This is a genomic window from Bradyrhizobium sp., from assembly GCF_035652035.1.
Classification (GTDB): Bacteria; Pseudomonadota; Alphaproteobacteria; order Rhizobiales; family Xanthobacteraceae; genus Bradyrhizobium.
This window is the reverse complement of the sequence record NZ_DASREO010000072.1, coordinates 135,490-156,931: the sequence shown is the minus strand read 5'-3', so window position 1 is coordinate 156,931 and position 21,442 is coordinate 135,490. Positions and strand designations below refer to the sequence as shown.

Here is a 21,442-nt window from a genome sequence, read left to right as displayed (position 1 = left end):
TTCCCACTTTTCCGGATCATGCGATCGCCCGCGCGCTGCGGATCAGCTTCAGCGCCGCGGCCGGATCGAGGCGGCCGTCATAGAGCGCGCGGCCGACGATGGCGCCGGCGAGCTTCTTGGCCCGCGGGTCGAGCAGCGCCTCCACATCGTCGATCGAGGCAAATCCACCGGAGGCGATGACGGGAATGGAAATGCGATCGGCAAGCGCGATCGTGGCCTCAAGATTGAGGCCCTTCAGCAGGCCGTCGCGCGCGATGTCGGTAAAGATGATCGCGGCAACCCCGGCATCCTCGAAACGCTGCGCGATATCGAGCGCGGTGACTTCCGACGTCTCCGCCCAGCCTTCGACCGCGACCTTGCCGTCGCGCGCGTCGAGACCGACAGCAACGCAGCCCGGAAATTTCTTCGCGGCGCTCTTGACGAGTTCAGGATCGCGCACCGCCGCGGTGCCGATGATGACACGTGTAATGCCCTTTGAGAGCCAGGCCTCAACCGTCTTCAGATCGCGGATGCCGCCGCCAAGCTGCACCGGCATGGTGATGTTCGCGAGCATGGCTTCGACCGCATGCGCATTCACCGGCTTGCCGGCAAAGGCGCCGTCGAGATCGACGACGTGGAGATATTCGAAACCCTGCGCGGCAAAGCTTGTGGCCTGCGCCGCCGGATCGAGATTGAAGACAGTAGCGCGCGCCATGTCGCCTTGCTCGAGGCGCACGCACTGCCCGTTCTTCAGGTCAATGGCGGGAAAAAGAATCACGGCTTCCACTTCAAGAAGTTCGAAATCAGAGCGAGCCCGAAACGCTGGCTCTTTTCGGGGTGGAATTGCGTGCCGATGGCGGTGTCGCGCGCAACGATCGCCGTGACCGGCCCGCCATAGTCGGCGCGCGCCAGCACATCCGCCTCATTGGCGGCGTTGAGGTGATAGGAGTGCACGAAATAGGCATGCCGGCCCTTTGGCCCCAGCGGCAAACGCTCCAGCACCGGGTGCTCGCGCAGCACGTCGAGCGTATTCCATCCCATGTGCGGGATCTTCAGGTTTTCGTCGCGCGGCGAAATCTTTTCGACATCGCCCGCAATCCAGTCGAAGCCCTTCGTCGTGACGTATTCTTTGCCCTGCGTCGCCATCAATTGCATGCCGACGCAAATGCCGAAAAACGGCCGCGCCTTGTTGCGTACGGCCTCGGTCAGCGCATCGACCATGCCGTTCACTGCATCGAGGCCGTGGCGGCAATCTGCGAATGCGCCGACGCCGGGCAGCACGATGCGATCGGCGCGATAGACTGCGTCCGGATCGCGCGTGACAACGATCTTGTCGGGATTCTCCATGCTGCGGCTGGCACGCTCGAAAGCTTTCGCCGCCGAGTGCAGGTTGCCGGAGCCGTAATCGATGATCGCAACACTCATCGTGGCGCTCCCGGTTCCGGAAACAGGCCAATGATGTCGTCATCGCGTGGCGGTGACGGAGGCCTTGAAAAGGCCTGTCCGGGAATGTCCCGCGTCGGCGGCGGCGCACCGCGATCAACTGCCAGCTGGTCGTTGCTCGTCATATTTTGCCTTGCAGTCCAGCGATCGAAGAAGCGGCGTTCGGCAGCCTCCTCGTCGTCCGCGACCACGATGTCAAGTTGCCGCCATCTGCGCCGCGACAACGTCCAGCGCTTAAGGCTTGCGGCCTCAAAGCCCAGGAGCAACGCGAGCAGGGCATCGACGAGAAAGACAATTCCGCCCCCGACGCCAAGCTTGACGAAGGCAATATCGATCACCGCCATCAGCACGATCCAGCCGATCAGCGCCAGCCAGAGACGATGCCACGCAAGCCAGATCACGCCGAAGATCGCGGCCCACACGTGAAAGCCGTCGCGCACGAAGGCAAAGCGATCGGTGGCGCGAAAATCCATATTGTTCGCCACGGGGGCATGAACGGTATAGACCGGCATCTTACTCTCCGCCTGAAAAGCGGGATCAGCCGCCGAGCTGACCCTTGGTGGATGGCACCTCACCCGCGGCGCGCGGATCGATGGCTATCGCCAACCGCAGCGCCCGCGCCAAGCCCTTGAAACAGGACTCGGCAATATGATGGCTATTCTCGCCATATAGGGTTTCGACGTGCAAAGTCACCCCGGCATTCATCGCAAAGGCGTTGAACCATTCGCGTACCAGCTCGGTGTCGAACTGGCCGACCTTGTCGCGGGGAAACTCGGCCTTGAACACCAGGACCGGCCGGCCGGAAATATCGATCACCACGCGAGACAGCGTTTCGTCCATCGGCATGTGGACGCTGGCATAGCGCGTGATGCCGGCCATGGTTCCGAGCGCCTGCTTCACCGCCTGACCGAGCGCAATGCCGACATCTTCGGTGGTGTGGTGGTGATCGACATGGAGATCGCCCGCCGCTTTCACCGTAATGTCGATGCGGGAATGGCGGGCCAGCAAGTCAAGCATATGGTCGAAGAAGCCGATCCCGGTCGCGACATTGGACGCGCCCGTGCCATCGAGGTTGACGGTCACCTCGATGTCGGTCTCTTTCGTCTTGCGCTTGATGGTGGCGCTGCGCATGAGGCTTTCTCTCCAGACCAACCCATTGGCCGAAAACGCGGTTCTTTGACAGGCCGCCTTTTAACAGGCCCCCTTGCGCTTCGCTACCGCAGGACACCGTTTTGGGGGTGCGAATTCGGCCTATGGTGACCGGAATCCGCGCTCCCCGCCCCGTCAAAAAGTGACCTGGTCGAGCGGCCTCCGTTGTAACGGCGTGCGGCTAGCCCTAAATGGCCTGGTGGTCCGCTTCTGACATTCGCATCCCGTTGCGGCAGGCTCTGTCGGAAGCATCGGACCACCAGCAAATATATGGGTTTCTAGTGGAGTTTCGGATTTGACATTCGCTTAACGCATTCGCGGCCGGGTGGGCGCGAATGTCAAATCCACTCCACTGGTTATGAGGTATTCCATGCATTCAGCAGCCCCAAATACGCCGGTTTGGCACGGCACCACCATTCTGACGGTCCGCAAGGGCGGCAAGGTCGTGGTCGGCGGCGACGGCCAGGTCTCGATCGGCCAGACCGTGATCAAGTCCAACGCCAAGAAGGTCCGCAAACTCGGCAAGGGCGAGGTGATCGGCGGCTTTGCCGGCGCCACCGCCGATGCCTTCACGCTGTTCGAGCGGCTGGAAGCCAAGCTCGAGCAATATCCGGGACAATTAACTCGCGCCGCGGTCGAACTTGCCAAGGACTGGCGGACCGACCGTTATTTGCGGCGCCTGGAAGCGATGATGATCGTCGCCGACAAGGACGTTTCGCTGGTCCTGACCGGAACCGGCGACGTGCTGGAGCCGGAAGGCGGCGTGATGGCGATCGGCTCGGGCGGCAATTATGCGCTGGCGGCTGCGCGCGCGCTGGTCGAGACCGACAAGGACGCCGAGACGATCGTGCGCCGGGCGCTCGATATCGCGGCCGACATTTGTGTCTACACCAACCGCAACGTCACCATCGAGACGCTGCAAGGCGGGTAGGCATGGCGGATTATGCGTTCCGCCCGATGTCGTCCGGTGACCTCCCAGTCATCAAACGATGGCTGGAAACGCCGCACGTCCGTGAATGGTGGCACGACCCGGCCGAGCAGTTCGAACTCGTGAGCGGCGACCTCGGCCATCCCGATATGGCGCAGTTCATCGTCGCGGTGGACGGACAGGAATTCGCTTACTTGCAGTGCTACGCCTTAAGCGCCTGGAATTGCGGTTTCGGCCCACAGCCCGACGGCACCCGCGGGCTCGATCAATTCATCGGCGAAGCCGGCATGATTGGACGCGGCCATGGCTCGGCCTTCGTTCGCGCCTTTGCCGACCGGTTGCTCGCGAACGGAACGCCGCGTGTCGTCACTGATCCTGATCCCGACAACGCACGGGCAATCCAGGCCTACGAAAAGGCCGGGTTTCGCCGCGACCGCCTTGTCGAGACGCCCGACGGAACGGCGCTACTGATGATCCGTGATCCCTGATGCCAGCGCGCTTGCTTTCACGGTCTTCCCTGAGCTGGCTCCTGATCGCGACAGGCCTGCTTGCCGCTCAGGCGGCGTTGCTGTTGGCCATGGGCCGCGTACCGATCTGCACCTGCGGCTATGTCAAGCTGTGGCATGGCGTCGTTCAGAGCTCCGAGAACTCGCAACACATCGCGGATTGGTATTCGTTCTCCCATATCATCCATGGCTTCCTGTTCTATGCCGTAACCTAGATGCTGTTTTCGAAACTGCCCTGGCCGGCGCGGCTGACCATGGCCATGATGATCGAAATCGGCTGGGAGCTGGTTGAGAACTCGAACTGGATCATCGAGCGCTATCGCAGCGCCACCATCTCGCTCGACTATTTCGGCGACAGCATCGTCAATTCCGTCTCGGACACCCTTTTTATGGTGGCCGGCTTTCTGCTGGCGAGGAACTTCCCCGTCTGGGTAACCGTCCTGCTGGCGGCCAGCTTAGAAATTCTGGTCGGTCTTCACATTCGCGACAATCTGACGCTGAATATCATCATGCTGATCCACCCGTTCGAGGCGATCCGGCAATGGCAAGCCGGCCCTCCCCTCATCTGAGACGTAAAATCGCTTGCCCCCACCAGATTCCGATCCTAGCTAGAGCCTCATGACCGACTTTTCCCCCCGCGAAATCGTCTCCGAACTCGACCGCTTCATCGTCGGCCAGACCGACGCCAAACGAGCGGTATCGATCGCGCTGCGCAATCGATGGCGTCGCCTGCAGCTCGCCGAGGGCTTGCGCGAGGAAGTGCTGCCGAAAAACATTCTCATGATCGGACCGACCGGCGTCGGCAAGACCGAGATCGCGCGACGGCTGGCGAAGCTCGCGGGCGCGCCTTTCCTCAAGGTCGAGGCTACGAAGTTCACCGAGGTCGGCTATGTCGGCCGCGATGTCGAACAGATCGTCCGCGATCTCGTTGAGGTCGCGATCGCGCAAACCCGTGAGCGCAAGCGCAAGGATGTGCAGGCGCGCGCGCAACTCGCGGCCGAGGAACGCGTGCTGGATGCGCTGGTCGGCGCCAGTTCCAGCGCCGCGACGCGGGACTCTTTTCGTAAAAAGCTGCGCGCCGGCGAACTCAACGACAAGGAAATCGAGATCGAGACGCAGGCGTCCGGCGGCATGCCGATGTTCGAAATCCCGGGCATGCCTGGCGCGCAGATGGGCGCGATCTCGATCGGCGATATCTTCGGCAAGCTGGGCGGCCGCACCAAGACGCGGCGGCTGACGGTCGAGGGTTCGCACGAAATTCTCGTCAATGAAGAAGCGGACAAGCTGCTGGATAGCGATCAGCTCGTGCTCGAGGCGATCGCGGCGGTCGAAAGCAACGGCATCGTCTTCCTGGACGAGATCGACAAGATCTGCGTGCGCGATGGCCGCGTCGGCGGCGAAGTATCGCGCGAAGGCGTGCAGCGCGACCTGTTGCCGCTGATCGAAGGCACGACGGTTTCGACCAAGCACGGCGCGGTGAAAACCGATCATATCCTGTTCATCGCGTCCGGCGCGTTTCATATCGCCAAGCCCTCGGACCTGTTGCCGGAGTTGCAGGGACGCCTGCCGATTCGCGTCGAGCTCGAGGCGCTCAGCCGCGACGACATGCGGCGGATCCTGACCGAGCCGGAGGCCTCGCTGATCAAGCAGTATGTCGCGCTGATGCAGACCGAAGGCGTGACGCTCGACATCACCGACAGCGCGATCGACGCGCTCGCCGATATCGCGGTTGCCGTCAATTCGACGGTGGAGAATATCGGCGCGCGACGTTTGCAAACCGTGATGGAGCGCGTGCTCGACGACATTTCCTTTGCCGCGCCCGATCGTCACGGCGAAACGGTCCGGATCGATGCGGACTACGTCCAGAAGCATGTCGGCGACCTCGCCAAGAATGCCGATCTAAGCCGGTTCATTCTGTAGTCTCACGGATGAATTGGCTCACCCGGCAAAATCCCTGGCGCTTGATGCTTGTCGTCAACGCCGCGGTGATATCAGGGGTGTTGATCCATAAGATCCTGCTGCCGCCTTACGTCCCCTACATCCATCTTCTCGTCGACTACCATTTCGGGTTCGTCAAACGCGCGCTGATCGGTGCGATTGTCGCGCTCTTTGCCCAGAAGGTGCCGGTGTGGCTGGTGTTCGCGCTCGGCGCCGCGACCTGGCTCGTCACCGCCGGACTTTTCGTCAAACTGTTCCGGCGCACATTCGGTTTCGACGATGCTCATCTGCCGCTGTTCGTCTTCATCGCGGGCTCGCCGTTCTTTCTGAAGAATTTCATGCACACGCTCGGGCATTTCGACATCTACGGATGCCTGTTCGCGATCGTCTTGCTGCTCATCCCTGCACGATCGATTGGCTATGTGCTGCTGGCCGCGGCCTTTTCAATCGTCCTGATCCTGATCCACCACATCCATCTTCTGATGTATGTGCCAACCATCGCCGTGATCGCCCTGCTCCGGCATTATCTGGCAGTCGGGTTCGATCGCTCGAACCTCATCGTGGGAACGATCTCGATCCTTGCGCTCGGCGCGCTCTTTTTCGTGCTGCAGTTTTTGGGGACGATGCCGATCCCCGAAGCTGAATTCGTCGCCTATCTGAAGACGCGGATGGCCGACCCGTCTCGCACCGACCTCTTGGGCTTCAGCTACATCTGGTACCAGCCGCTTGCGAAGGAAATCAGCGATACCTGGGCGCGGCTGCCGTCGAATCTTCTCGGCCTGCCTGTCTTTGCGTTGTTGATCTGGCTGCACACGCCGCTCTGGCGATATTTTGCCGATCTGGTTCGCTCGCTTACGGATGATACCCATCGCCGCATCGTTGTCGTCAGCATCGCCGGCGTGACCATGGGTTACCTGATCATGTTTGCGATCGTGTTCGACTATTCCAGGTGGATTTCGAACTGGGCGGTGTGCCTGTTCCTGATCCTGCACGCAATCAAGACGCTGCCATCCGCGCAAGCCGTTCTGCCCATCAAAGGCGCCGACCGAAAGCCCAATATCTTCGGCTGGATCGTGACGCTAATCCCGCGCGTCGGCGTGATCCGGCCGTTCTGATTTCGATCGGATTTAAATCCGCGATCGCCGGATGCGCACGTAGAGTGCGCCCTCGCCGCCATGGCCGATATGCGCCTCTTCAAAGCCGACAACGAGCGTTCGAAATTCCGGCTGGCTCAGCCATTGCGGCACCTGGCGGCGAAGCACGCCGCGCTCCGACGGAGTGCCGACCTTGCCCTTGCCGGTGATCACAAGCACGAAGGTCAAGCCATCGCCATGCGCCCGGTGCAGAAATCCCGACAATGCGCGATGCGCTCTCGCCTGCGTCATGCCGTGAAGATCGAGACGGGCTTCGATCTCCTTCTTGCCTTTCGACAGTTGCGACCGCTCGCGGCGACCGAGCGGCGCAAGCGGCGGCGGCAGCGGTTTCTTCGACGCCGGAGCCACGACCGGAAGCGCCGCTTTTGGATGCAGCATGGCGTTGGCGGCCACCGGCGACTCCATCTTTGAGGCGGCGGCCTGCGGCGCGGCAGCACGATGCTTCTTTCGCAGCGGTTTGATTTGCTTTGCGACACTCTCCCACAACGCGTGCTCTTCCTCGCTCAGGATTCGCTTGCGGCGCGGCGGATCAAGGATGGGAGGCGGTCGTTTCATGGTCTAGTGGTCCGATTTCAACATTCGCATCCCATCGCGGCAGGCACTTTTGCGAATGTTGAAATCATAGGCCCACTAGCAAATATAAGTTTCTAGTGGAGTTTCGGATTTGACATTCGCTTAAGAATTTGTGGCTAGCGGGTAGCGAATGTCAAATCCACTGCACTAGCGGTGATGGACAAAACGACGAAGGCGAAGGCCCGTGCGCCCGGGCTTGATCACAGGCCGCGCCTCCGGCAACGGCACCTTCTCGGCCGCTTGCGCCGTGGTGGTTGGAGCCGCCGTTGACTTTACACCGTCCGCCGGCTCATTCGGCTTGGCTGCCAAAGGATCCGTTTGCGGAAACAGCTTTGCGATCGTCTCCGACGGACGCGGGTCCGGGAGCGGCATCTTGCGGCCGCGGGCGACGGGGTCAAGGCTCTTCGGCACCAGCATGACAAAGTGCATGCTGTGACGAAACCGGCCGGAGATCCGCCCTGCTTCAGGACCGGCGCCATAATAAATGTCGGCGCGCGCAGGCCCGGTGATCGCCGAGCCGGTATCTTGCGCGACCATCAGCCGCCGGAACGGCGTTTTCGCCTGCGGCGACTGGATCGGCAGTTCGCCCTCGATGAAAAACAGCGTGCCGTAGACGTGGAGCGAATTGTCGACCGCGATCGATCGTCCCGGCGTCAGCGGCACGCCTTGCGCGCCGACCGCTTCGTCCTTGTTGGAGAGCGGCACTTCGCGGAAGAATACATAAGCGCGATTTTGTCGCCGTACTTCGTTGGCCCCGTCTGGATTTTGCTCCATCCACTCCCTGATCTTTTGCATCGACATCTGTTCTTTCGGAATGATGCCGCGGTCGATCAGGATGCGGCCGACCGCCGTATAGGGATAGCCGTTGTGCGCATCGTAGTTGATGCGAATGGTCGAGCCGTCCTGAAGGCGGACGCGCGCCGATCCCTGGATCTGCGAGAACAGCAGATCGGTTTGATTCTTGAGCCAGCAGATTTCGAGACCGCGGCCTGCAATTGCGCCATCTTCGATTTCGGCCCGATCGTAGTAAGGCACGAGCTTGCGGCGTCCGATCTTGCGAAACACCTGGCCTTTGTTGGGCAGGCTCGGGGAATCCTGCGTGAAACCCCGCACAAACAAATTGGACGGCCGGCGGTAGACCGGCACGTTGTAAACATCCGTCTTCGTCCGCGAGCCCTCGATGATCGGCTCGTAGTAGCCGGTGACAAAGCCCGCATCCTCGCCAAGCCGCGATATCTGGAGCGGCACGAAATTGCTTTCGAAGAAGGCGCGCGCCTTGCCGTCGTCGGTGATCTCCTTTGCCTTGGCGGCCCGGCAGGGTTCGCGCAACGAAGCGCCGAGCGCTTTGGAATCATCGGGTGGATTTTGTTGCGCGGCTATCGACTTGCAGCTGACACGAAACGCCTTGTAGGCCTCGACGTGATCATCGCTGGCCCAGCCGGCCATGCCGCTCCAGGCAAGCGGCATATATTGTCCGCCATGGACGACCAGCGGCCAGTCAAGCCTCGGATAGGGAATCTGTCGCGGCGCTGGGGCTTGCGAAAGAGTGTGACCGGCGAGCGATGAACGCACCTTGCGCGCAGCCATGGCCGCAAGCGGGATGAGGGGCAGCGCCATAATCACTAAACCGAGCGCGGCGACGATGCGCCACTTTCGATTAGTGAGCGCTACCCGTGCCAACCAGCTTCCAGTTAGGATCGCGCGAAGACGGATCGCGGGCGAATGTCCAGACATCGGTGATATCGGCGACCTTGTCCGGGTTGCCGTCGACAATGGCGCCGGTCTTGTCGCGGGTGACCGAGATCATTTGCGAGACAAAGCGGACCGTGAGCTGGGCGTTGCGGTCGCGCGCGTCGGCGCCGACGATTTCAGCCTTGTCGATCGAGACAAAGCGCGTCTCGGTCTTGCGCTCCTGCCGCTCCCGATCCTTGATCGCGGCGTCGAAACTGTCATAGACCTCGGTCGAGAGCAGGTCCTTGAGCGCGCGCCGATCGCCATTGGCAAACGCCAGGACGATCATTTCATAGGCGCTGCGCGCGCCACTGACGAAGTGGCGGGGATCGAACGACGAATCCTGGGCGGCAATCCCGTCGAGACCCTGGGCGAGCGGCGTTCCCGGCTCGGCAATCCCCTTCCAGCGATCGGTGGGCGGCGCGACATCGGCGGTCGGCGCCATCGGCGTCTGGTCGATCACGGTTCCCGGAATCGGAACGACATTGCTCTCCGGCGCGCCCTGCACGACGTTGCGCGCCGCGCGATCGTAAGGCGGCCGCTCATTTCCGGTGCGCTGTCCAAGGACGTTGCGCAAGCGGAGGAAGATGAACACGGCCAACGCCAGGAAGATGATCGTATAAATATCCACGTCGAATTCGCTTTCTGATTCTAGGCGCCGGCAGTGGACCCGGCGGTAGAGTGCCCTTTGAGCGGGCTGACATTACATCATGGACGAGTCAGCCGCATGTAAGAACGAAACCTTGGCCGGCCAATGGCACCTGCCGGCAAGATTGCCGGATCAATGACGTGCCAGCCTGTCCCGGGCTTTCACCGGCGCGCCAACGATAAGCAAGTGAATTCTAGCGCGTTTCGGCGGCGGGAGGAAACCCCGCACTGGCTATAAATCGCGCATATTCAATTATTTAGAAGCACCTCTCGTTCCCTTCCGCGGGAGTCATAAATAAAATTGAGCTTAGTCTGCGACCCACCTTGAGGTCGTCCTTGTGGAACGAGGCAGGGCTATGTTAGCCACTCGCCCCGACGAGGCTTTTTCCTTTCAGGCGAGCGCGGATGCGACAATTGGCTCCGCTCGCCAAACCGTTCCAGGAGCGATTCGCATGACCAACGGCAATGGTACGCCTCCCGAGGCGGCCCCTCCTCCGCAGCTGAACGTGTTGGCGCAATACACCAAGGACCTGTCGTTCGAAAATCCGAACGCGCCGGCTTCCCTGAGCCCGCAACAGCAGCAGCCCGCGATCAACATCCAGATCAACGTCAACGCCAATACCGTTGCCGAAACCGACTACGAAGTGGCGCTGTCGGTCGAGGGCAAGGCCGAAACCGGCGGCAAGGTGATGTTCTCTTTCGAGCTCGTCTATGCCGGCGTGTTCCGGATCGTCAACGTGCCGAAGGAAAACCTGCATCCGCTGGTCATGATCGAATGCCCGCGTCTGCTGTTTCCGTTCGCCCGCGAGATCATCGCTAACGCCGTTCGCGACGGCGGCTTCCCGCCCTTGATGCTGGATCCCGTCGACTTCGTTGGCCTGTATCGCCAGAACATGGAACGGCAGGCGGCGCAGATGCAGGCCGCCCAGGTCAAGCCGAGCTGAGGCAAATCAAGCTGAAGATCAAGCCGGGCTGATTTCGGCCGGAGCCAAAACCGGCAGGAACTCGTTCCAGATCGGCTTGTCGCCAAGCGTCAGAACAAACTCCCGATGCGCCGCGCGGTCGGCCTCTGATATCCGCGGCACGAGCGGGATCTCGCGCTGCCGCCGTGGCATTTCGCCGGCGCCGGCGACGCGGATTTCGCGCGATTCGGACGCCAGGATCAGCTGCGACTGCCGCGCCCCGATCAGATCGACATACACCTCGGCCAGAAGCTCGGCGTCGAGCAACGCGCCATGCTTGGTGCGGCGGGAATTATCGATCGAATATCGCGAGCAGAGATCGTCGAGGCGATTGGACACGCCCGGATGCTTGCGACGCGCCAGCAGCAGAGTATCGACCAGCCGTTCCCGCAGGATCGGAGGCCGCTTGATCCGGTCGAGTTCTGCATTGATGAAGCTGACATCGAACGAGGCATTGTGGATGACGAGCGGCGCGTCGGCGATGAACGCCAGGAAGTCCTCGACCTCTTCCTCGAACAGCGGCTTTGAGGACAGAAATTCGCTCGACAGCCCGTGCACGGCGAAGGCCTCCGCCGGCATGTCCCTTTGCGGATTGAAATAGCGATGGAAAGTCTGCCCGGTCGGCATGCGGTTGAAAATCTCGACACAGCCGATTTCGACCAGCCGATCGCCGCGCAAGGGATCAAGGCCGGTGGTTTCGGTATCGAGAACGATTTCGCGCATGGAAGTGAGGGAACCGACGAGGAAAGACGAAAGAGACGAGGGCGAATCAGGATCGCCCGGGCGGCAATTTAGCAGCCTCGACCAGAATGTCGCGAATTCGCGCGCGGACGGGATCAAGACCGTGCGAGGTATCCACCACGAAATGCGCCCGCTTTCTCTTCTCGGCGTCGGGCATCTGCCGCGCCAGAATGCCGGCGAGCTTTTCCTCGGTCATATTGGGCCGCGCCAAAATGCGCTCGCGTTGGACTTCCGGCGTCGTGGTGACCACGACAACCGCATCGACGCGCTTTTCGCCGCCGGTCTCGAATAGCAAGGGGACATCGACCAGCGCAACCGGCGCGCCCGACTGTTCCGCCTCCTGAAGAAATTTCTGCCGCGAGGCCCCGAGCATCGGGTGAACGATGTCCTCGAGCTTTTGCATGGCGGCAGGATCGTGCACCACGCGGGCCGAAAGCTTGTTGCGATCGACCTTGCCGTTTTCGGTCGTCCCCGGAAACGCGGCCTCGATCGCGGCCACGGCCTCGCCTTCGTACAGCCGATGAACGGCGGCATCGGCGTCATAGACGGGAACGCCGGCTTCCGCGAACAGGTTTGCGGTCGTCGACTTTCCCATCCCGATCGAACCGGTCAATCCAAGGACGATCATGTTAAAGGCTCAACAAATGCTGGCTGCGCAGAAACGCCAGCAGGGGAAACAACGGCAGGCCGAGGATGGTGAAATGATCGCCCTCGATGCGCTCGAACAAATGAATACCAAGTCCTTCGAGCTGATAGGCGCCGACGCTTGTCGTCACCGCGCTGCCTGCCTCATCGAGATAGGCGTCGATTTCGGCATCGCTGAGCTGACGCATGGTCATACGAGCAATCGACACATGGTCGAACAGTATTTTCTCATCGCGAGCGAGCGCAATCGCCGAGTGCAATTCATGGCAGTGGCCGGACAGCGCGCGCAGCTGATCGGCCGCCTGCACCCTCCCCGCGGGCTTGTTGAAAATTCGCGTTCCCAGCGCCAGCGTCTGATCGGCGCCGATGACATACTGGCCAGGGCGCCGCGCAGAAACAGCGCGGGCTTTCTCGCGCGCAAGTAAGCTTGCGACCTCCCCCGGCGCCGAAAGTTCAGATGATTGCTGGATCGCGCGTTCGTCGATATCGGCCGGCTGGCTTTCAAATGCGAAGCCGGCATTGGCCAGCAAGGTTTGCCGCGCTTTGCTCTGCGACGCCAGGATCAACGGCGCTTTGCCCAGCCACAGTGTCATTCGGCCAGCCGCTGCCTTTGCCGGTCGGAGAAGAGCTTCATGACGGCAGCCGCGGTTTCCTCGATCGAGCGGCGCGTGACGTCAAGCTGCGCCCAGTTGAACCTGGCGGAGAGCCGCCGCGCAAAGGCGACCTCATCCGCCACCGCCTGACGGTCGATATAGGTGTCGTTGTCGCGATCACCCATGCTCAGCAATCGATTTTGCCTGACCTGAATGAGACGCTCCGGCGTGGCGTGCAGACTGACGACCAGCGGCTTGGTCAGGACTTCGAGCTGATGCGGGAGAGGAATGCCCGGCACCAGCGGTACATTGGCGGTCCGGATGCCGCGGTTGGCGAGATAAATCGAAGTCGGCGTCTTCGAGGTGCGAGACACCCCGACCAGAATCACGTCCGCCTCGTCGAGGCCTTCGACGTGCTGACCGTCGTCATGCATCATCGTGTAATTCAGCGCATCGATCCGCTTGAAGTATTCGGCGTTCAGCGTGTGCTGGGCCCCTACCCGCCCCGAGGTCGGCGCGCCGAGATAGGCCTGGAACAGTTGCATCACCGGCCCGATGATCGACAAGCTCGGAATGTTGATTTCCTGGCATTTCGACTGAAGTTTCGAGACGAGATCCTTCTCCAGCAGCGTGAACAGGACGATGCCGGGTGCTTCCTCGATTTCGCTGAGCACCCGATCAAGCTGCTTCTGGCTGCGCACCAGCGGATAGACATGCTCGACAGGCGTCACATTGGTGTATTGCGCGGCGACCGCGCGCGCCACGGTGATCAATGTCTCGCCGGTCGAGTCGGACACCAGATGAAGATGGAAATAGTTGCTGGACGGGGACACGAAAAACCCTGTGTAACCTGTGAATCCTTGTGGAGCTTATCCGAGTGAATCGCAGCCGCCTCGCCTCCTCCGGGATAACCGGCTTTTTTCTTCACAAGGCTCCCTGCGAGGATAACTCCATGACGACGCGACGACGTTAGTGGGGTTTTGTGGATTTGTCTCTTTATAAACGGACGAGACGGCCTGCCAAGAGATTGAAACATTGGACGTAACGGCGATTGGCGGGACAGCAGTGAAAATTGTCGACAGATGTGAGCAACGACTGAAAAACGAACGGATGTCGTTGTGTGAGTCCAATCCACGGTCAACCAGACTCAAACCCTAAGATTCTAAAATTATTAGTTTAGATAAGAGCGCTTCACGGATATCTCTCAGCGAGACGGGAGACAGGATGTCGTTCAGCTCGATATGACTAAGCGATCTATTTGCCAGGCAAGCTTCGAAAGGTGAGGTGCAAGTGTACGAGTGGATCAAGGCGCTGCACATCATCGCGGTCATCTCCTGGATGGCCGGCATGCTCTATCTGCCGCGGCTGTTCGTTTATCACTGCGAGGCAGAGGCTGGCTCCCGGCAGTCCGAGACGTTCAAGGTGATGGAACGGCGGTTGCTGAAGGCGATCATCAATCCGGCGATGATCGTGACCTGGCTCGCCGGGCTTTACCTGGCCTGGGCCGGTCATTGGCTCTTCATGAGCTGGTGGATCTACGGAAAACTTGTCCTGGTGCTGGTGCTTTCTGGTGTGCACGGGTTTTTTGTCCGCTGGGTGAGAGATTTTGCCGCGGACCGGAATCGGCACTCACAGAAATTTTATCGTTTAATCAACGAGATACCGACCGTCCTGATGATCGGGATCGTCATTCTGGTGGTGGTCAAGCCGTTCTGAGCGCTATATCGAGCGAAGACGCCGTCTTGCGGAAACGGAGCCGATTTTCTATATTGTTGCCATTCCCACCCTACGCAGGCGGATGTGGTTGCGTCCCGGTTTCCTCATTGGGCCGGCCGCTGCATCAGGTTTGAAGCCTTATCAGGCCCTTTCCTTGCTCAGACCTGCGGACTTCCTGACTTCAGGCTCCGCATTCCAAGAAGCCACCCTGCACTCCCTCCCCTCTTAAGCACTCCACAGGACCATCCCAATGCGGGAAATCAAACTCCAAGACCTCAAAGCCCAGACGCCGGCGGAACTCGTCGCTTTTGCGGAGGAAAAAGGGGTCGAAAACGCCAGCACCATGCGCAAGCAGGAGCTGATGTTTGCCATTCTCAAGCAGCTCGCGATCCAGGAAATCGACATTATCGGCGAAGGCGTCGTTGAGGTTCTCTCCGACGGCTTTGGCTTTTTGCGATCGCCCGATGCGAACTACCTGCCCGGCCCCGACGATATCTACGTTTCGCCCTCGCAGATCCGTCGTTTCGGCCTGCGCACCGGCGACACCATCGAAGGCCATATCCGCAGCCCGAAGGAAGGCGAACGTTATTTCGCGCTGCTCAAAGTCAACACGCTCAATTTCGAAGATCCGGAAAAGTCCAAGCACAAGGTCAATTTCGACAACCTGACGCCGCTGTTTCCGGATGAGCGTTTCCGCCTCGAACTCGAGGACCCCACAAGAAAAGACCTTTCGGCGCGTGTGATCGACATCGTCGCCCCGATCGGCAAAGGCCAGCGCGCCCTGATCGTGGCGCCGCCGCGCACCGGCAAGACGGTGCTGATGCAGAACATCGCTCATTCGATCACCGCCAATCATCCCGAATGCTATCTGATCGTGCTTCTGATCGACGAGCGTCCGGAAGAAGTCACAGACATGCAGCGTTCGGTGAAGGGCGAGGTGGTTTCGTCCACCTTCGACGAGCCGGCCGTGCGTCACGTTCAGGTCGCCGAGATGGTGATCGAGAAGGCCAAGCGCCTGGTCGAGCATGGCCGCGACGTCGTGATCCTGCTCGATTCGATCACGCGATTGGGCCGCGCCTACAACACGGTCGTTCCGTCATCCGGCAAGGTGCTGACAGGCGGTGTCGACGCCAACGCACTTCAGCGGCCGAAGCGGTTCTTCGGCGCCGCGCGTAACATCGAGGAGGGCGGTTCGCTGACGATCATCGCGACCGCGCTGGTCGATACCGGCAGCCGCATGGACGAAGTGATCTTCGAAGAATTCAAGGGCACCGGTAACTCCGAACTGATTCTCGACCGCAAGGTCTCCGACAAGCGGACCTTCCCGGCGATCGACATTTCGCGCTCCGGCACCCGCAAGGAAGAGCTCATCACCGATCCGCAAGTTCTGAAAAAGATGTACGTGCTGCGGCGGATCCTCAATCCGATGGGCACGATGGACGCCATCGACTTCCTGCTCGACAAGCTCCGCAACACCAAGAACAACGCGGAATTCTTCGAGTCCATGAATACGTAAAGCACTCGGCCACTGGCCTACCTTCAGGCGTCCTTGCGCGAGCAGGGACGCCTTTTTGTTGCGTGACCAGCCGCAGCATGAGCTGCAGCATTTCCGCGTAGGCTCTACGACAAGCTCAAATCCCGTTGCCTTTTCAGGGGCTCGCGACCAAATAGGCCAATGCACCCTCGCGAGCAGACCATTTTTGCATTGTCGTCCGGCCGGCCGCCGGCTGCGATTGCAATCGTCCGGGTGTCGGGTCCGCAAGCCGGAAAGGCGCTCGCGGAGCTGGCGGGCAGGGCGGTCGAACCGCGAATTGCCACGCGCGTCCGGCTTCGAGATGGCGAGGGCCGTGAAATCGACGACGCGATCGTACTCTGGTTTCCGGCTCCCGCGAGTGCCACCGGAGAAGACGTCGCCGAATTTCACATTCATGGCGGCCGCGCAGTACAGGCGGCGTTGTTCGCGGCGCTCTCGGCGTTCAACAATGTTCGACCCGCAGAGCCCGGCGAGTTCACCCGGCGTGCCTTTGAAAACGGCAAGCTCGATCTGACCGAAGCCGAAGCGCTCGATGATCTCATTCACGCCGACACGGATCGGCAGCGGCGCCAGGCGTTGCGTCAGCTCAAGGGACTGCTCGGCGACAAGGCGCGGGATTGGCGTGCGCGCATCATTGAGGCGTCGGCATTGATCGAAGCCGGCATCGATTTTGCCGACGAAGGCGATGTGCCGGCGGAACTGATCGCGCCGGCTTTGGCGACGATCAGATCATTGCTTGCCGAAATCGAGGAAACGCTTGAAGGGCAGGGGCGGAGCGAGCGATTGCGCGATGGCCTGACCGTTGCGATCTCGGGCCCGCCCAATGTCGGCAAGTCCACCTTGATCAACCTGCTGGCGCGGCGCGAGGTTGCGATCGTCTCGCCGCACGCCGGGACCACGCGTGACGTCATCGAGGTTCAGCTCGACCTCGACGGTTATCCCGTCACGGTGATCGACACGGCCGGCATCCGCGACACGGAAGATCCGGTCGAGCAAGAAGGTGTGCGTCGTGCGCGGGCGCGGGCGGCGGAGGCGGACCTTGTGCTGTGGGTCACGGATTCCGACCACGAGCTGGACGAGAGCATGATCGCGGCCGATGCGGCCGCGCCCTGGATCGTTCGCAACAAGATCGATCTCGAGCCGACACGCGAAGTCGATGCAGGGCAGGGCAGGCTCTTCAAAATTTCCGCTCGTCAGGGCGAAGGTGTCGGCGAGCTGGTCGCGGCGCTCGCAGCATTTGTGCGCGATTACTTCGGAGCGACCGAGGATAGTTTGATCGGTCGCGTGCGGCAGCGGCAGTTGCTGCAGGAGTCGGCCGCTGGACTACGCCGCGCCTTGGCCATCGTGGGGCAGGGCGATGAGTTGATCGCCGAAGAGCTGAGGTCGGCGTCGCTTGCACTCGGGCGGCTCCTCGGCCGCGTCGACGTCGAAGACGTTCTGGATAAAATTTTTCGCGAGTTCTGCATCGGAAAGTAGTGAATAATAATTCATTACTTGGACTTGGCTAACGGCCCGTTTCACGTGAAACAAGTGGCCCGTTGTCACTTCCGAGTTTGATGGCTGCGGTATAGAAGATGCCGCATGAATTCCCACTCCGACTCTTTTGACGTGATCGTCATTGGCGGCGGCCACGCCGGCTGCGAGGCAGCCAGCGCGGCTGCGCGAATGGGCGCGCGAACGGCGCTGGTGACCCATCGCTTCTCGACGGTCGGCGCGATGTCCTGCAATCCGGCGATCGGCGGTTTGGGCAAGGGCCACCTTGTCCGCGAAGTCGACGCGCTCGACGGCCTGATGGGCCGCGTCGCCGACGCCGGCGGTATCCAGTTTCGTGTGCTCAATCGGCGCAAGGGTCCGGCGGTGCGCGGCCCACGCGCCCAAGCTGATCGCAAACTCTATGCGGCGGCGATGCAGGCTGCGATCCACGAGACCGCCAATCTGACCGTCGTCGAGGGCGAGGCCGACGAGCTCAGGGTTGTCGATGGCAAATTGCGGGGCATCCGTCTCGCCGACGGCCGCGAGCTCATCGCCGGCGCGGTCGTCGTCACGACCGGGACTTTCCTCCGCGGCTTGATCCATCTCGGTGAGAAGAATTGGCCGGCTGGCCGGGTCGGCGAGGCGCCGGCGCTTGGCCTATCCTCATCCTTCGAGCGGATCGGCTTCACGCTGGGCCGATTGAAGACCGGGACTCCGCCGCGACTGGACGGCACCACGATCGACTGGTCGGCGGTCGAGATGCAGCCGGGTGACGATCCGCCTGAGTCGTTTTCCGTTCTGACTGATCGGATCACGACGCCGCAGATCCAATGCGGCATCACGCGGACGACGGCGGCAACCCATGAGGTGATCCGCGCCAACGTGCATCGCTCGCCGATGTATTCGGGGCAGATCAAAAGCACCGGACCGCGCTATTGTCCTTCGATCGAGGACAAGATTGTCCGCTTCGGCGATCGTGATGGTCACCAGATCTTCCTGGAGCCCGAAGGCCTCGACGACACGACGGTTTATCCCAACGGCATCTCGACCTCGCTGCCGGAGGAGGTCCAACTCGGCATCCTCGCCTCGATCCCGGGGCTCGAGCGGGTGCGGATGGTCCGTCCGGGCTATGCCATCGAATATGACCACGTCGATCCCCGTGAACTCGACCCGACGCTTGAGGCCAAACGGCTTGCCGGACTGTTTTTGGCTGGCCAGATCAACGGTACCACGGGCTATGAGGAGGCCGCGGCTCAGGGTCTCGTGGCAGGTCTCAATGCCGCGCTCATCGCCGGCGGATCTCGGCCAGTCGTGTTCGATCGCGCTGACGGTTATCTCGGCGTGATGATCGACGATCTCGTGACGCGAGGGATCACCGAGCCCTATCGGATGTTCACCTCGCGCGCTGAGTATCGCCTGACCCTGCGGGCTGACAACGCCGATCAGCGCCTGACCGACAAAGGAATTGCGCTCGGATGCGTCGGGCCGGCGCGGTCTGAAAGGCACCGCGCCAAGATGGCCGCGTTGAATGCCGCGAAGGCGAGGGCGCAGTCGCTGACCCTGACCCCGAACGAAGCGGCCCGGTACGGCCTATCCCTCAACAAAGACGGCCAGCGCCGGTCCGCCTTCGAACTGCTCGCCTACCCGGAAGTTGGCTGGGACCAGGTTCGGACCATCTGGCCGGACCTCACGGCCGTCGATCCCGCGATCGCGGTCCATCTGGAGATCGATGCCAAATACGATGTCTACCTGAAGCGCCAGGTCGCGGATGTCGAAGCCTTCCGGCGTGACGAAGGTCTCGCGCTGACGGGCGTCGACTTCGACGAGGTCCCGGGCTTGTCTAATGAGGCCCGTGGCAAGCTCAAGGCGGCGCAGCCACGAACGGTGGGGCAGGCGGGCCGGCTCGACGGCGTGACGCCGGCTGCGCTCGGCATTCTGGCGGCCTACCTGAAGCGCGAAGCCCGGCGGAAAACCGCCACGGCGGCCGCGGGCGCCTAAGCCCAATGGAATTTTGTTTGATGCGTTTTCTTCTCGCGGACCGGTATCCGCTCCGCTCGAAAGCGCTACGGTGTTTCACGTGAAACAAAGCGATTCGCCATGAGCGCCGCTCACCCCCACCAAAAGCCTTCGCTCGAAACGTCCTTGGAGCAACGCCTCACAGCCGACCGTGCGGCGGCGCTGTCCCTGACGCCTGTTTCACGTGAAACAGCGGCACGGCTCGATCGCTTCATCGACCTGCTCCAGACGTGGCAGGCCAAGACCAACCTCGTATCGCCCGCGACACTGCCGATGCTTTGGAGCCGGCACGTCTCGGACTCGCTGCAGCTCCTCACCCTCGCGCCGGACGCCAAGGTCTGGGCCGATTTCGGAAGCGGCGGCGGCTTCCCTGGAATGGTGCTCGCCTGCGTCCTCGCCGACACGCCCGGTGCAGTGGTTCATCTGATCGAGCGCAATGGCAAGAAAGCCGGCTTCCTGCGCGAGGCGCTTCGCGTGACCGGAGCTGCCGCTGTCATCCATCTCGCCGATATCAAGGATATTGTGGATAGGCTCGCTGGCCCGGTCGATTGCATCACCGCGCGCGCAGTTGCTCCGTTAAATCAACTGATCGGTTTCGCGGAGCCTTGGGTGAAAAAGGGCGCAAAAGCCCTGTTTCTCAAGGGCCAAGATGTAGAAGCGGAATTGACCGAGGCCACTAAATATTGGAAAATTGAACCACATCTTCACTCCAGCCGCACGGGGGGACACGGCTGGATCGTCGAGCTCGACCGGATCGAGTGCCTCAACCCGTCCCCAAGCGTCGATGGCAGGCCGCTATGAACGAAATAGATCAGGTATTTCAAGAAGATAGTTCAATGGCCCAGCCGGGCCATCCGCGCATCCTGGCGCTGGCCAATCAAAAGGGCGGCGTCGGCAAAACCACCACCGCGATCAATCTGGGCACCGCGCTTGCCGCGATCGGCGAGCGCGTGCTGATCGTCGACCTCGATCCGCAAGGCAACGCGTCGACCGGGCTCGGCATCGATCGCCGCAATCGCAACTGCTCGACCTATGACGTCTTGATCGGTGAAGCCTCGTTGCGCGAGGCGGTGGTGCCGACCGCCGTGCCGCGCCTGCACATCGCCTCGTCGACCATGGACCTGTCGGGTCTGGAGCTCGAGCTTGGTCATACCCAGGGCCGCGCTTTCCGCCTGCGTGATGCGATCGCAGCTCTCAATCACAACGTCTCGCCGGATTCCGACTACACCTATGTGCTGATCGATTGTCCGCCATCGCTCAACCTTCTCACCGTCAACGCAATGGCCGCGTCGGATGCGATCCTTGTGCCGTTGCAGTGTGAGTTCTTCGCGCTCGAAGGTTTGTCGCAGCTTCTGCAGACGGTCGAGCAGGTGCGCTCCACGCTCAATCCGAATCTCTCGATTCACGGCATCGTGCTCACGATGTTCGACTCCCGCAACAACCTGTCGAACCAGGTTGTCGCCGACGTGCGCCAGTTCATGGGCAGCAAAGTCTACAAGACCATGATTCCGCGCAACGTGCGCATCTCGGAGGCGCCGTCCTACGGCAAGCCGGTGCTGGTCTACGATCTCAAATGCGTCGGCAGCGACGCCTATCTGAAGCTCGCCACCGAAGTCATTCAGCGCGAGCGCGAGCTGCGCCCGCATTGAACGGGATATCGTCGGTACCGAATATCAAACGGGAGTAGCGTGAGTTGAATCCAAGGGAGTTGGC

The 21,442-nt window shown here is 61.4% G+C and carries 22 protein-coding genes and 1 pseudogene; 12 read left to right on the top strand and 11 right to left on the bottom strand.

All coding sequences use genetic code 11. The features are described from left to right. Window positions 1-16: 16 nt before the first annotated feature. From hisA to hisB, 4 genes are read right to left on the bottom strand one after another with little or no spacing between them, the layout of a single operon-like run. Window positions 17-757: a 1-(5-phosphoribosyl)-5-[(5-phosphoribosylamino)methylideneamino]imidazole-4-carboxamide isomerase gene (gene hisA / locus VFB05_RS18730; protein WP_325014764.1), complete on the bottom strand. Its 741-nt coding sequence runs from the start codon at window positions 755-757 to the stop codon at window positions 17-19. Then, window positions 754-1,404, bottom strand: coding sequence for an imidazole glycerol phosphate synthase subunit HisH (hisH, locus tag VFB05_RS18725; RefSeq protein WP_325014762.1), 651 nt, complete (start codon window positions 1,402-1,404; stop codon window positions 754-756). Before hisH ends, hisA begins: the two co-directional genes overlap by 4 nt. Next, the gene (locus VFB05_RS18720; protein WP_325014760.1) at window positions 1,401-1,934 is read right to left on the bottom strand and encodes a DUF2628 domain-containing protein; all 534 of its coding nucleotides are present in this window, start codon (window positions 1,932-1,934) and stop codon (window positions 1,401-1,403) included. Before VFB05_RS18720 ends, hisH begins: the two co-directional genes overlap by 4 nt. Before the next feature lie 25 nt (window positions 1,935-1,959). Beyond that, entirely contained in the window at window positions 1,960-2,553 is a 594-nt protein-coding gene (hisB, locus tag VFB05_RS18715) for an imidazoleglycerol-phosphate dehydratase HisB (RefSeq protein ID WP_325014757.1), read from the bottom strand. A gap of 388 nt (window positions 2,554-2,941) precedes the next feature. Between hisB and hslV the strand changes: the two genes are divergently transcribed. From hslV to VFB05_RS18690, 5 genes and pseudogenes are all read left to right on the top strand, one after another. After that, window positions 2,942-3,502 carry an ATP-dependent protease subunit HslV gene (gene hslV / locus VFB05_RS18710; protein WP_325014755.1) on the top strand — a complete coding sequence of 187 codons (561 nt, stop codon included), beginning with the start codon at window positions 2,942-2,944 and terminating at the stop codon, window positions 3,500-3,502. Window positions 3,503-3,504: 2 nt separating this feature from the next. Continuing rightward, window positions 3,505-3,987 (top strand): GNAT family N-acetyltransferase, encoded by a 483-nt coding sequence (locus VFB05_RS18705; protein WP_325014753.1) that lies wholly within the window; start codon window positions 3,505-3,507, stop codon window positions 3,985-3,987. Beyond that, window positions 3,987-4,574: pseudogene (locus VFB05_RS18700) on the top strand (DUF2585 domain-containing protein). Before VFB05_RS18705 ends, VFB05_RS18700 begins: the two are co-directional and overlap by 1 nt. A 49-nt stretch (window positions 4,575-4,623) precedes the next feature. Continuing rightward, window positions 4,624-5,925, top strand: coding sequence for an ATP-dependent protease ATPase subunit HslU (gene hslU, locus VFB05_RS18695; RefSeq protein ID WP_325014751.1), 1,302 nt, complete (start codon window positions 4,624-4,626; stop codon window positions 5,923-5,925). A gap of 8 nt (window positions 5,926-5,933) precedes the next feature. Further along, window positions 5,934-7,058, top strand: a complete 1,125-nt coding sequence (locus VFB05_RS18690) for a hypothetical protein (protein ID WP_325014749.1) — start codon at window positions 5,934-5,936, stop codon at window positions 7,056-7,058. A 12-nt stretch (window positions 7,059-7,070) separates the two neighbouring features. On the opposite strand, the gene VFB05_RS18685 is transcribed toward VFB05_RS18690, so the two are convergent. From VFB05_RS18685 to VFB05_RS18675, 3 genes are all read right to left on the bottom strand, one after another. After that, a complete protein-coding gene (locus VFB05_RS18685; protein ID WP_325014746.1) occupies window positions 7,071-7,652 on the bottom strand; it encodes a Smr/MutS family protein in 582 nt (193 codons plus the stop codon). A 165-nt stretch (window positions 7,653-7,817) separates the two neighbouring features. Further along, complete coding sequence (locus tag VFB05_RS18680; protein WP_325014744.1) at window positions 7,818-9,287, bottom strand: murein transglycosylase A; 1,470 nt, start codon at window positions 9,285-9,287, stop codon at window positions 7,818-7,820. Between the two features lie 40 nt (window positions 9,288-9,327). Continuing rightward, entirely contained in the window at window positions 9,328-10,032 is a 705-nt protein-coding gene (locus VFB05_RS18675; protein ID WP_325014742.1) for a Tim44/TimA family putative adaptor protein, read from the bottom strand. Between the two features lie 469 nt (window positions 10,033-10,501). Here VFB05_RS18675 and secB point away from each other — a divergent pair, with 469 nt between their 5' ends. Then, complete coding sequence (secB, locus tag VFB05_RS18670; protein ID WP_325014740.1) at window positions 10,502-10,993, top strand: protein-export chaperone SecB; 492 nt, start codon at window positions 10,502-10,504, stop codon at window positions 10,991-10,993. Between the two features lie 18 nt (window positions 10,994-11,011). Here secB and dnaQ read toward each other — a convergent pair whose 3' ends face one another. The 4 genes from dnaQ to VFB05_RS18650 are packed head-to-tail and all read right to left on the bottom strand — an operon-like array spanning window position 11,012 to window position 13,823. Then, a complete protein-coding gene (gene dnaQ / locus VFB05_RS18665; protein ID WP_325014738.1) occupies window positions 11,012-11,734 on the bottom strand; it encodes a DNA polymerase III subunit epsilon in 723 nt (240 codons plus the stop codon). A gap of 46 nt (window positions 11,735-11,780) precedes the next feature. After that, window positions 11,781-12,380 carry a dephospho-CoA kinase gene (coaE, locus tag VFB05_RS18660; RefSeq protein WP_325014736.1) on the bottom strand — a complete coding sequence of 200 codons (600 nt, stop codon included), beginning with the start codon at window positions 12,378-12,380 and terminating at the stop codon, window positions 11,781-11,783. A gap of 1 nt (window position 12,381) precedes the next feature. Next, window positions 12,382-12,990, bottom strand: a complete 609-nt coding sequence (locus tag VFB05_RS18655) for a Maf family nucleotide pyrophosphatase (protein WP_325014734.1) — start codon at window positions 12,988-12,990, stop codon at window positions 12,382-12,384. Then, window positions 12,987-13,823: a pyruvate, water dikinase regulatory protein gene (locus tag VFB05_RS18650; protein ID WP_325014732.1), complete on the bottom strand. Its 837-nt coding sequence runs from the start codon at window positions 13,821-13,823 to the stop codon at window positions 12,987-12,989. The genes VFB05_RS18655 and VFB05_RS18650 overlap by 4 nt, the downstream gene beginning before the upstream one ends. Before the next feature lie 457 nt (window positions 13,824-14,280). Here VFB05_RS18650 and hemJ point away from each other — a divergent pair, with 457 nt between their 5' ends. The 6 genes from hemJ to VFB05_RS18620 all read left to right on the top strand — a co-directional run bounded on the left by hemJ (window position 14,281) and on the right by VFB05_RS18620 (window position 21,378). Then, window positions 14,281-14,706, top strand: coding sequence for a protoporphyrinogen oxidase HemJ (gene hemJ / locus VFB05_RS18645; protein WP_325014730.1), 426 nt, complete (start codon window positions 14,281-14,283; stop codon window positions 14,704-14,706). Between the two features lie 250 nt (window positions 14,707-14,956). Further along, window positions 14,957-16,222, top strand: a complete 1,266-nt coding sequence (gene rho / locus VFB05_RS18640) for a transcription termination factor Rho (RefSeq protein WP_072818380.1) — start codon at window positions 14,957-14,959, stop codon at window positions 16,220-16,222. Window positions 16,223-16,381: 159 nt separating this feature from the next. Continuing rightward, a complete protein-coding gene (mnmE, locus tag VFB05_RS18635) occupies window positions 16,382-17,716 on the top strand; it encodes a tRNA uridine-5-carboxymethylaminomethyl(34) synthesis GTPase MnmE (protein ID WP_325014727.1) in 1,335 nt (444 codons plus the stop codon). A gap of 105 nt (window positions 17,717-17,821) precedes the next feature. Continuing rightward, window positions 17,822-19,711 carry a tRNA uridine-5-carboxymethylaminomethyl(34) synthesis enzyme MnmG gene (mnmG, locus tag VFB05_RS18630; protein ID WP_325014725.1) on the top strand — a complete coding sequence of 630 codons (1,890 nt, stop codon included), beginning with the start codon at window positions 17,822-17,824 and terminating at the stop codon, window positions 19,709-19,711. Window positions 19,712-19,810: 99 nt separating this feature from the next. Next, complete coding sequence (locus VFB05_RS18625) at window positions 19,811-20,530, top strand: 16S rRNA (guanine(527)-N(7))-methyltransferase RsmG (RefSeq protein ID WP_325014723.1); 720 nt, start codon at window positions 19,811-19,813, stop codon at window positions 20,528-20,530. After that, on the top strand, window positions 20,527-21,378 hold the full coding sequence (locus VFB05_RS18620) for a ParA family protein (RefSeq protein WP_325014721.1): 852 nt from the start codon (window positions 20,527-20,529) through the stop codon (window positions 21,376-21,378). The genes VFB05_RS18625 and VFB05_RS18620 overlap by 4 nt, the downstream gene beginning before the upstream one ends. The last annotated feature ends 64 nt before the right edge of the window (window positions 21,379-21,442 follow it).

Excerpts from the sequence above, each read along its gene's own strand:
- hisH (WP_325014762.1), bottom strand. The coding sequence starts at position 1,404 with ATGAGTGTTGCGATCATCGATTACGGCTCCGGCAACCTGCACTCGGCG.
- VFB05_RS18720 (WP_325014760.1), bottom strand. The coding sequence starts at position 1,934 with ATGCCGGTCTATACCGTTCATGCCCCCGTGGCGAACAATATGGATTTT.
- hisB (WP_325014757.1), bottom strand. The coding sequence starts at position 2,553 with ATGCGCAGCGCCACCATCAAGCGCAAGACGAAAGAGACCGACATCGAG.
- hslV (WP_325014755.1), top strand. The coding sequence starts at position 2,942 with ATGCATTCAGCAGCCCCAAATACGCCGGTTTGGCACGGCACCACCATT.
- VFB05_RS18705 (WP_325014753.1), top strand. The coding sequence starts at position 3,505 with ATGGCGGATTATGCGTTCCGCCCGATGTCGTCCGGTGACCTCCCAGTC.
- hslU (WP_325014751.1), top strand. The coding sequence starts at position 4,624 with ATGACCGACTTTTCCCCCCGCGAAATCGTCTCCGAACTCGACCGCTTC.
- VFB05_RS18690 (WP_325014749.1), top strand. The coding sequence starts at position 5,934 with ATGAATTGGCTCACCCGGCAAAATCCCTGGCGCTTGATGCTTGTCGTC.
- VFB05_RS18685 (WP_325014746.1), bottom strand. The coding sequence starts at position 7,652 with ATGAAACGACCGCCTCCCATCCTTGATCCGCCGCGCCGCAAGCGAATC.
- VFB05_RS18680 (WP_325014744.1), bottom strand. The coding sequence starts at position 9,287 with ATGGCGCTGCCCCTCATCCCGCTTGCGGCCATGGCTGCGCGCAAGGTG.
- secB (WP_325014740.1), top strand. The coding sequence starts at position 10,502 with ATGACCAACGGCAATGGTACGCCTCCCGAGGCGGCCCCTCCTCCGCAG.
- dnaQ (WP_325014738.1), bottom strand. The coding sequence starts at position 11,734 with ATGCGCGAAATCGTTCTCGATACCGAAACCACCGGCCTTGATCCCTTG.
- coaE (WP_325014736.1), bottom strand. The coding sequence starts at position 12,380 with ATGATCGTCCTTGGATTGACCGGTTCGATCGGGATGGGAAAGTCGACG.
- VFB05_RS18655 (WP_325014734.1), bottom strand. The coding sequence starts at position 12,990 with ATGACACTGTGGCTGGGCAAAGCGCCGTTGATCCTGGCGTCGCAGAGC.
- rho (WP_072818380.1), top strand. The coding sequence starts at position 14,957 with ATGCGGGAAATCAAACTCCAAGACCTCAAAGCCCAGACGCCGGCGGAA.
- mnmE (WP_325014727.1), top strand. The coding sequence starts at position 16,382 with ATGCACCCTCGCGAGCAGACCATTTTTGCATTGTCGTCCGGCCGGCCG.
- mnmG (WP_325014725.1), top strand. The coding sequence starts at position 17,822 with ATGAATTCCCACTCCGACTCTTTTGACGTGATCGTCATTGGCGGCGGC.
- VFB05_RS18625 (WP_325014723.1), top strand. The coding sequence starts at position 19,811 with ATGAGCGCCGCTCACCCCCACCAAAAGCCTTCGCTCGAAACGTCCTTG.
- VFB05_RS18620 (WP_325014721.1), top strand. The coding sequence starts at position 20,527 with ATGAACGAAATAGATCAGGTATTTCAAGAAGATAGTTCAATGGCCCAG.